This is a genomic window from Enterobacter cloacae complex sp. 6730903 (genome assembly GCF_048283985.1).
Classification (GTDB): domain Bacteria; phylum Pseudomonadota; class Gammaproteobacteria; order Enterobacterales; family Enterobacteriaceae; genus Enterobacter; species Enterobacter hormaechei_C.
In genome coordinates this window covers 1-8887 of record NZ_JBLVXX010000079.1, presented here as the reverse complement: position 1 = coordinate 8887, position 8887 = coordinate 1, and the positions used below count along the sequence as shown (strand labels likewise).

The following is an 8887-nucleotide window of genomic DNA, read 5'->3' as shown; positions in this document are numbered from 1 at the left end:
GTAAGCCCGTTTGATGGTGAACGTCAGCTCAGCAAACTTGCTGCTGATCTGATTTTTCCGTACGGAATCGGCGACTACCCGATAAAGCCCCTTCGCTTCGCCGGGCGGCGTGATGATAAAAGCTTTAACGGTATGAGCCAGGAGGAAATCACGAATACTGTTCACCTCCGTTTCGGTGCCGGTATGCTTCATTGGCACCTGAATAGCAGTAGAGTTAATGCCATTATCAGCAACCTGCTCATAGCCATCACCAAACTGCGCAGCGCGCACCGTTTGACTATATTCAATCGCCCCAGCACCGAGCTGCGAGCGCCAGCTGTATGTTTCAACTGCCATATTTACTCCATAAAAAAAGCCCCGCGTATGCGAGGCTTGGTGGTTAAATCAATCCTAGGCCACACCAGCACAATGAATCAGATGGCGAAGTGCTTTGACACCCTCGGCGTTATAACGGAACGCTTCCACCTGTTTGCTGGAGTGGGCCGACTTGTCCAGGAAGAATTTTCCGTGGACATCAGTCTTAAGATTATTGGCATTGGCAATGCGCCCAATCTTCTGAGCTGATACACCAAGCATTTCGCCTACTTCACCGGCGGTGTGGTAATGCTCCTCAATCACTGGCAGCGGGATTGCGTCGTAACCAATCAGAGGGTTAATCAGTGACGCCGCCAGCGCCTGGTGAGCCATTGGGTCCAGGCGAGGAAGAAGAGACATAATCTCACGGGCGCTGGCGATATTTTTCTCCAGTGCCTGGGCTTTCAACTGATCCGCTTTTGCCAGGCGGTATTCGGTGATACCGGTATTACTTTTCGGCATTACCGGGAGCGCCTGCATATCTTCCAGCTTATCGACCAAAGAGCGACGAACAGCTTTCGATTCGCGCGCGGCCACGCGGAGAGCCTGCTTGATGGACATGCCGATGACCTCGACAGGACGACCGCCAGACTTTCCGGCAGGTTTTACGAAAGTTTCGTAAAACTCCCCTTCCAACTCATCTTTGATGCGCTCAACAAAGTCATTGTTGCGCACCATCTTCTCACCGCACTGCTTACGGGCGTCATTGACCATCTCCAGCAGATACTGACTATCAATGGTTTTCTCGACGAGATGCCCGTTACCTGGTAAACTTACTTTTGTCATTGGTTGGATCCTTTTGACAAGTTTCAATGGAAGCCGGCAGGTGCGAACTGTCGGCTTTTCTATTTGCATCACTGCAAAATTCCTTTCCCGTATGAGAAGACGTTTTTCCAGTCACTATCTCCCCATGGTTGTTCTTTGATGTGATCTGTTTCGCGCTTAAGAATGGCGCGAGCCTTATTGATCCCCCGGTTGTAATTTGTGCCAATAGAGCTAAATCGAGGAACCAGTCGATGCTCGGCAACTAACAGTAGAGGATGTACTTCGCGGCAAGCCTCATACATCACCGCAGCTGAACGCCAAAGATATGCGAGGGTGCATAATTCATCGTCCGTAAACTGCTTAGCGATTGGCGAGCGCTGAATTTCTCTGTCAAGAATGTCCAGAACCCAGCGGCGGAATTCTTTGGCCTTCGGGGTGGTAGCGAACATCGCGACAAGATGAGCGCCACGAAGCGAAAAAACGCGAACCGGAATATCAACAGCACCAGTCTTTCTAACGACACTCATTTTGAGGGTCGTTGACATATGTTCCGTAAATTCATCGTGATACCTACTGAATATTTGGGTAACGGCATCTGACTTTTTGTAACCGAGCGCCGCTGCTAACTCAGATGAAGTGAGCCATGTTTCACCAGCGTGTGATACCGGGTGAAACTCTGTCTGCTGGAAAGTTAATTCATTGTTCTGTACACTGTTCATGTCATCATTCCTACGGTGGTGTGTTGGCAAAGAAGCCCGGTTCGTGTCCCCACACTGCCGGGTTTCGTCTTTTTTACTGACCATTAGCGCGATCCTCACGCAAGCTTTTAGCCAGTCGCTGCACAATCGCAGAGTTGATTGAAATTCCATCCATCTCCGCCATTCTGCGGATCTCCTCTTTCATCTGTCCCGGTAGACGAAGCTGGAAGCTTTCATTTTTACGACCAGCGTATGTAGTGGTTTGCATAGTAAACTCCTAATCAATGATGCCAACTTGGTACCACAACCAATTTAACACCATTTATGATGATGTCAAGTAGGTGCTATCATGATACAAATTTGTATCAGCGAGTTTTAATAATGAGTAAATTCCCTAGCCAAGAGATGGACCGTTTCAATGTGAGGCTTCCAGCCGGAATGCGTGACGCTATAGCAGATCGCGCCAAGCGCAATGGAAGATCGATGAATTCTGAGATAGTCGACATCATTTCCAGTGCTCTGTCACAACCAGCTCTAGCACAGGAAGGAATTGAGTATTTGCTGGGACTCGCAGAAGAAGGTGAGGCTGAAAAGCTATCCAAAAATGATAGAGACAGAGCCCGGAGCCTTGTTTTGGATGCAGCAGCTATTATGGCGCATAGGCTGGAATCAGAAAGCAAAGATTTAAGAATTCTCCTGTATCTGGCTTCGAAGGATAGCCCCCTCAAGGAGTCTGAGGATCTCAACTAATTGTTAAAGAGCACCTACTGACGTGATTAAAGCGCCAAGAGGTGCGGAAAGGTAGGTCCAATAATGCAGAAATTACCCCTCAGGTAATTTGAATAGTTATGATGATGTGGCAGTAGCACAAAATGCAAAAAGCCCACCTGAGTGGGCTGTAATGAAAGCCCCGGGCGGGGCTTGGTTGCAGCGTAATTCAGCTTAACTGCCGCTCATTTCTTCAAGTCGATAATCAGTTTTACCGTCTTTATCTTCGATGCATACAGCTCTAAATTTTTGCTCAAGACCAAATTTATTTTTGGCGCTAAACTCCTGCGTGGCGTAAAACTTACCGTCATCACCGAGCCATCTGTTCGAGCCAAACACCGACATGTCCAGGGTGCTTTTGTTAATGACTGACATCCTTACGTAAGCTTCACACGCGCTTCTCAACTCATCCAGCTTCTTATCAGATAACGCTTTGGCTTCCTCAGCTTTCAATTCGTCATCAGTTTTCAGACTAAGTCTCGCTGCCACAAGGACAACAACTAAAAGTAAAATGAGCAAACCAATGGTTTTGAGTATCTTCTTAAAGATTTTTTTTAACACAATCATCCCCTGATTTTTATGGTTTTCATCATATTAACCAGGGGACGACGTAAACACTACCTGCCTTTACTGAAGTTGTAGATCATGCCTCCAGGCTTAAGGTGCTTCTGGATAACCTGCAACGCAGCGTTCTGCATTTCATCAGCAAGGGCACGGCCCATAGCATCACCTGAACTGGAAGACTGAACAGTTGCAGAACCACCAGCATCAACGTTAACGGTGGTATTAATAACCGGAGCCATACCGCCACCGCCCTGGGCGCGTACGCCCAACCGCCCGGCAGAATCCCGAGTAAGTGGCATGATTGCTTCAGCGCCGGCCTCTGCGAATACACCGCCCTTCGCAAACTTGGACGCCCCCTGGAAAGTAAAATACTGGGGAGAGTCGTATACCCCATTGACGTACTTACTGAGCCCGGGCGAGTCATAGACACCGCCTTTAGCATTAAAGGTTAGCCCAGCAGCAGCGTTAGCATATGATCCGCCAGGAGTGCTGCCGCCGCTACTGCCACCGCTTATCCAGCCCATCGCAGCCTGTACTGTATAGGCCACTATAAGTTGGTTGGTTATCTCGAGGATCATCTTGAGCATAGATTTTCCGAACTCTTTAACTGACGCGGTGCCAGTTGTCATAAGCTCAGTCAGCATGTTGCTCAAGCCGGTCAGCGTGGAGCTGGCGACGTTCTTCACGGCATCATAGGTATTCGTGGCGGCGTCAAGATATTCATTCCAGCCAGCAACAGCCCCTGCCTTCCAGTCACCCCGTAATTTGTCCTCTTCGGCATAATATTTCCTGAGAGCTGCCAGCTCTTTTTTATAACCGGCATCGTCAAGCTTACCGCCACCGTTGAGCCAGCCCTGGCGAAGCTGCGCCTCTTCCATCATGCGCTGCGTTTGCCGACTGCTGAGGCCTGCACTGTCGCGCAACGCATCGGTTTTTTCCGACATCTGCGTGACGTATTTATTCGCCTGCTGCGCCAGGCCGTTAATCTTCTGCTGCGCCTCTACTTCCTTGTTCTTCTGATCAACCACCTTGGCGGCGTTCAGAATCGCCTCACGGCTCGACAGTAAAGATTTTTCCTGAGCAGTCAGCGCGCGTGTTTTGGCTGCCTCATCCAATTCAGCAAATCGAGATTGCTGTTTACTGAACTCGGTATTTTTAGCGTGGGTTTCGCCTGTTTGTCGGAGGGTCTCGAGCGTTTCAGTTAACGTTCTGGCCTGGGCGCGGTAGTTCTCCAGGGTGCGATCGCCAGCTTCCAGAGTGGCTTTCGCCTCTTTGGTCTTTTTGGCTGAGTCCTCAGCAAGCTTTGAAACGGCATCCTTAGTTTGCCGATCAACTGAGCCTGTGCCTTTTACACCCCCGCCAAGACCATTCTTCGCTTCCTCCTCCCATTGCCACTGGGATTTACTGAGATTAGCAATGTGCTTGTTGTACTCAGCGGTAAGCTGAGTATATTCCTTGCTTGCTGCCTCTCTGTTCCTGGCAACGCTCTCAGCGAGCCCATCAAACCCCATGGATTTGATGAGAGTTTCCCCGCCCGGAAGTTTGTTAGCAATATCCGTGAACCCGGTGATCATCCCCCCCATAATTTCAAGGGAGACCTCTTTCATCTTGACGAAAAGGGCTTCAAACGAAGTGCTCAATAACTTGAACACTTCGATAACCTGATTGCCCCAAGCCCGCACAGTAATGCCGATCTGGCCGAAAGTGTCAGAGGCGAATGCTTTTAGCCCAGTCCATGCTTTGCCAATATTGTCCGTTGCCTCAATAGTCTCCTGTGCGCGTTTTTCCATGACGCCAGCAAACAGGTTAATGGCTTCGGTAACAGCCGCCTGCTCACCCTTCTGTTTACGAAGCTGGATGATGTGCTTAATCATAGCCTCATCAACGAAACCATATTGCTCATTGAGGCTGGCCAGCCCCTTAACCGGGTCGCTGACAATTTTTCCGAAGTCGGCCATTGCCGTTTTGGTATCGTTTCCGGCCTTACCCATGAGGGTGATGGCCGTTGCGATCTGCTTCATCTGGCTGGCGGTATATTTGCCAGTATCGTTCAGTGTAACCAGCGTATCGACGGTGGAACTGATCGATGTATTCGTCTTGCCGGCCACCTCCTCAGCGGCTTCGTTGAGCTGCTGCATTGAAGCGAAGCCAGCACCTCCCATCATGATGACCGAGCGAGCTACCTGGTCGAATTGCTCTGATGAATTGTATGCCGCGGCAGCCAGCAGGCCGATCGTACCAATCAAACCACCAAGTGCGATCGTGGTTGGGTTAATCATCCCAGCCATGCTGCGGATGTATTCGCCGACGCCGGACAGCGCCCCCTGAACCGAGCCGAACTGGTCTTTAATCTGCCCGCCCTGTTGCAGCAGGATCAGGAACGGAGACTGGCCGCCAGCCAGCTGCGTAGCGATATCGGTGAACTGTGCCGGAAGCGTACGCATCGCTGCGCTGTACTGGCCAACGGAGATTCCAGCGCGCCGGGCAGCAGCTTCCTGCCGGGATAGCGCCTCTGGCAGTACGTCAGCGACACCAGAGAGGCGCTCACGCGTCTGGTTAAGGATTGTGTTGAAGTGCTCGAACTGAGCGCCGTTGATACGCCCCGCTTCGAAATGGGCCACCAGCTGTGCGTGTTGCTCATCCAGTGAATTAAACGCACGAATCGTCGGGTCGATTGAGCCCAGTAGATTCTTTAACGCGGCGGACTGCTTCTCTGCCGCCTGGGTAGCGGCTATTTCGGCCTGAGCGCGCGCCGCGGCTTCTCCGGTGTCGGTCAGCTTGAGACGGGTGTCGTCCAGGATTTTTTGATAATGAGTAAACTCCTCAGTATCGAGTAACCCCTTGCTATGAATAGACCGCAGTTTTTGCTGCTGGTCATCAAGCTTTCCTAATGCCGCGAGAGTTGGATCTATGCTTTCAAGCAGTCCTTTGAAGGATTTTTGTTGCTCCCATAGGGCCGCCGCGCTCTGCTTGCCGGCATCGGCCCCAGCGCGGAACACGCTGTTCAGATCATCTGCTTTATCTACAGCTCCGGTCGCCGCTTGGCCGAGTTTATCCAGTTCGTTGCTGGCTGTTTTCAGGTCAGAAACATCGGCCCGCAAAGTAATCGAGGCGATCTGGTCTGTCATTATTTCGTCTCCTTATGCATTACCTTGAGAGCCTCGCTTTCCATAATTTGAAGGTCAGCCATGCAGGCCGCCGCATCCTCAACCCCGTGTAACTCGAACATCCAGGGGAGAACGTTGTAATCAAGGCCGGTCGCCCCGCTCGCGCCGACTCGCCACTGGGTCGCCAGGGAAGAGAAGATGGTGAAGGACCGCCACACCGAGGGCAGGATCCCCACCTCTTCCTCCACGTCCTCAGGCGTCAAACCAAAAGCGCTCAGCTCCGCGAGCGTCGGTCCCGGCGTGTACAACGCTGCGGCGACCTGCCTCAGTTTTTTTCGCGGATACCCATCAGCTCTTTGGTGTATGCCAGACCGATGCTGTCGAACGCGCGTGGATAGTTCCGCAGGAGGACAATAACGTTCTCGCGGTTGAACTCGTCCGGCAGCGCCCACCCCTCGACAATTTCCATGAGGTAGTCGGCCTGCGGCTCGGTAGCAGCCTTTTTACCTTCAGCATCCTTTTGCAGCTTTTCGTCCATAGAGCGCAGATCTTCCAGCGTTTTATGGCGGAAAGTGAACGTCAGCTTGCCGTCTTCGGCGCCAGCGCGCGGAATGCTCGCGGTCACAGAAAAAGTTGGGTTGGGGATCAGAGAAAATTTGGTCATTTCGGTTCCTTAGAAAAGAAAAACCCGCCGTAGCGGGCCTGATTGGTTAGCTGATCGTGACAGTACACGCAGCCGAGGTGATGGTTTTGCCCGCGGCGTCGGTGACTTCACAGGTGTAAACGCCAGCATCACCGGATACCACAGATGGAATGTTGAACGTCGAGGCGGTTTTGCCCGGAATAGCGGTGCTGCCTTTCTTCCAAACGTAGGTGTAAGGTGCTGAGCCGCCCTTCATTACCACCGCCAGATCCAGCGCTGCGCCTGTGGCAACCGATTTGGTGGCCGGCAGGTCGGTCAGGAACGCCAGCGGCGTCACGGATGAATCGGCGATCGGGTAAATCTGCATGTCCGATTCGAAGTTCATGCGCGCCTCGTTACTTTCCACGGCGTTGATTTCCGTGCGCGGTACGCGCTGGAACGATACTTTGGCTGAGTAGAAACGATCGGCTTTGCCGCGTGGGTTATGGAACCAGACCGCCGTTGTGTCGCTGGAGTCATCCAGGTCAATGAGGCGTTTGTAGATCGCCAGTTGAGGGTCGTGTGCAAAGGTGTAAACCTGAACCACCGCGTTTTTAAACGTTGGGATGGTTCGCGCTTTGTCATCTTCCAGGAACTGCACGCTGATGGTCTGCTGGTCACCACCTTCAGTTGATAGTGTCATCACCTGAGGCATGGTGATCCATGAGTCGATTTTGCGCAGCGTGCCCGCGCCAGTGCCTGCCGGGAATTTGGTGGTGTCGGTAGTATCGAATGCTTCCAGCACGATTTTATTACTGGTCACCGATTTTACGCGCAGCACCATGTTATCGAGCTTTAACCAACCGGAACTCACCTGAACTACGTCACCGGCCAGAATGCCGGAGGCCGATGCAACGGTCAGTTCGCATTCCGTCGCGTTAGAGGCAGCGGTAAAGGTGATTGGGGCTTGATAGGCCTTGGCCACGTTCACACGCGAGCCGTTAGGGATTGCGAATGCCATAGCACTCTCCTGAATTTAGGTAATAAAAAACCCGCCATCTGGCGGGTCAGTAGTCAGCGCGGTACTGCATGCTGACGGGAATGGTGTAGGTTATGGAGCCACTGGACCCGTTGGGCGCCGAGGTTGGCCGGTCCTGGATGGGTTGTCTCACTTGCGGCGGCCCGTTGATGTAAACCGTCAGATCACCGTCCACCAGCGGCAGTCCTTCAGGGAATGCATCTGCCACCGACTGGGCCAGCCCTCTCGCCTGGCTCACGCCTGAGCCTGCGGGAGTAATGATGTTTACCTGCAAGATCCCCTGATAGGTACGCATCAGACCTTCTATGTCCTGACCTACAGTTTGTGCAGGTAAAACATAAACACGGGCGTATGGCGCATCCGGTGGATCAAATACGATATTCGGCCAGGCGATCGGCAAGCCGAGAGAGGCCGAGATTATGGCTACCCGACTCTCCAGCAGGTCAGCTATTCGCATGGACTGATCACCGACCATTGTGTACCTCGCTCATTGCCTCTCGGAAATATTGCGCAGCATCCAATGCGGTCAATCCAACCATGCCGCCGGGCGCCTGATTCGAATGACCATTCTCCAGCGCCTGGGCATATGGCAGGTTATTGGTAAAGTAAATCGAGTTCACCTGCCCCACCCGGAACACTTCGAGCACCGCCAGCCCGCGGGAGTTGGAACCCTGCCCGGAAGCATCTGGGGTATCGTTCGTCTCTGTAGGCTGGCTGTTGAGCCCCACATACCAGTTATTTTTGAATCGCCCCCCGACATAACCCTCTGGCTTTTTGATGTCCATCGAATCGTTGACACGCAGGCCTCGCCTGAGCCGCCCTGCTTTTGTAAGGTTGGACGGATCATCACGTAGCGCCGCGTTATGCTCTCGCACCGCGGTGTTATAGGCTGATGCCGTCTGGTTTACCTGCCAGATTTCTGGCTGCCCGACAGGTGACATGTCCACCAACCGCCCGAGGATTTTGATAC

At 52.5% G+C, this 8887-nt stretch carries 12 protein-coding genes; 1 reads left to right on the top strand and 11 read right to left on the bottom strand.

Annotation, left to right across the window (positions count from 1 at the left end; genetic code table 11):
• The 4 genes from ACNQ0W_RS24140 to ACNQ0W_RS24125 form a co-directional block, all read right to left on the bottom strand.
• Window positions 1–336: phage tail protein (locus ACNQ0W_RS24140; protein WP_417933272.1), on the bottom strand; the 336-nt coding region annotated here is incomplete at its 3' end.
• A gap of 54 nt (window positions 337–390) precedes the next feature.
• Complete coding sequence (locus ACNQ0W_RS24135; RefSeq protein ID WP_048218103.1) at window positions 391–1140, bottom strand: hypothetical protein; 750 nt, start codon at window positions 1138–1140, stop codon at window positions 391–393.
• A gap of 68 nt (window positions 1141–1208) precedes the next feature.
• On the bottom strand, window positions 1209–1922 hold the full coding sequence (locus ACNQ0W_RS24130; RefSeq protein WP_048218106.1) for a P22AR C-terminal domain-containing protein: 714 nt from the start codon (window positions 1920–1922) through the stop codon (window positions 1209–1211).
• The gene (locus ACNQ0W_RS24125) at window positions 1912–2085 is read right to left on the bottom strand and encodes an Arc family DNA-binding protein (RefSeq protein WP_047359780.1); all 174 of its coding nucleotides are present in this window, start codon (window positions 2083–2085) and stop codon (window positions 1912–1914) included. The genes ACNQ0W_RS24130 and ACNQ0W_RS24125 overlap by 11 nt, the downstream gene beginning before the upstream one ends.
• Window positions 2086–2198: 113 nt before the next feature.
• Here ACNQ0W_RS24125 and ACNQ0W_RS24120 point away from each other — a divergent pair, with 113 nt between their 5' ends.
• Window positions 2199–2567, top strand: coding sequence for an Arc family DNA-binding protein (locus tag ACNQ0W_RS24120; RefSeq protein ID WP_224213912.1), 369 nt, complete (start codon window positions 2199–2201; stop codon window positions 2565–2567).
• Between the two features lie 192 nt (window positions 2568–2759).
• Here the strand turns inward: ACNQ0W_RS24120 and ACNQ0W_RS24115 are convergent, their stop codons facing one another.
• The 7 genes from ACNQ0W_RS24115 to ACNQ0W_RS24085 form a co-directional block, all read right to left on the bottom strand.
• On the bottom strand, window positions 2760–3146 hold the full coding sequence (locus ACNQ0W_RS24115) for a hypothetical protein (RefSeq protein ID WP_126508917.1): 387 nt from the start codon (window positions 3144–3146) through the stop codon (window positions 2760–2762).
• Window positions 3147–3202: 56 nt separating this feature from the next.
• Window positions 3203–6277 carry a phage tail tape measure protein gene (locus tag ACNQ0W_RS24110; RefSeq protein WP_180261523.1) on the bottom strand — a complete coding sequence of 1025 codons (3075 nt, stop codon included), beginning with the start codon at window positions 6275–6277 and terminating at the stop codon, window positions 3203–3205.
• Window positions 6277–6564, bottom strand: a complete 288-nt coding sequence (locus tag ACNQ0W_RS24105) for a DUF1799 domain-containing protein (protein WP_016247126.1) — start codon at window positions 6562–6564, stop codon at window positions 6277–6279. Before ACNQ0W_RS24105 ends, ACNQ0W_RS24110 begins: the two co-directional genes overlap by 1 nt.
• 17 nt (window positions 6565–6581) lie before the next feature.
• Window positions 6582–6920, bottom strand: coding sequence for a phage tail assembly chaperone (locus ACNQ0W_RS24100; RefSeq protein WP_063613871.1), 339 nt, complete (start codon window positions 6918–6920; stop codon window positions 6582–6584).
• A 46-nt stretch (window positions 6921–6966) separates the two neighbouring features.
• Window positions 6967–7899, bottom strand: a complete 933-nt coding sequence (locus ACNQ0W_RS24095; RefSeq protein ID WP_063613870.1) for a phage tail tube protein — start codon at window positions 7897–7899, stop codon at window positions 6967–6969.
• Window positions 7900–7945: 46 nt separating this feature from the next.
• Window positions 7946–8374, bottom strand: a complete 429-nt coding sequence (locus ACNQ0W_RS24090) for a phage tail terminator-like protein (protein ID WP_223866360.1) — start codon at window positions 8372–8374, stop codon at window positions 7946–7948.
• A 7-nt stretch (window positions 8375–8381) separates the two neighbouring features.
• On the bottom strand, window positions 8382–8887 hold a 506-nt coding region (locus ACNQ0W_RS24085), incomplete at its 5' end, for a hypothetical protein (RefSeq protein ID WP_417933271.1).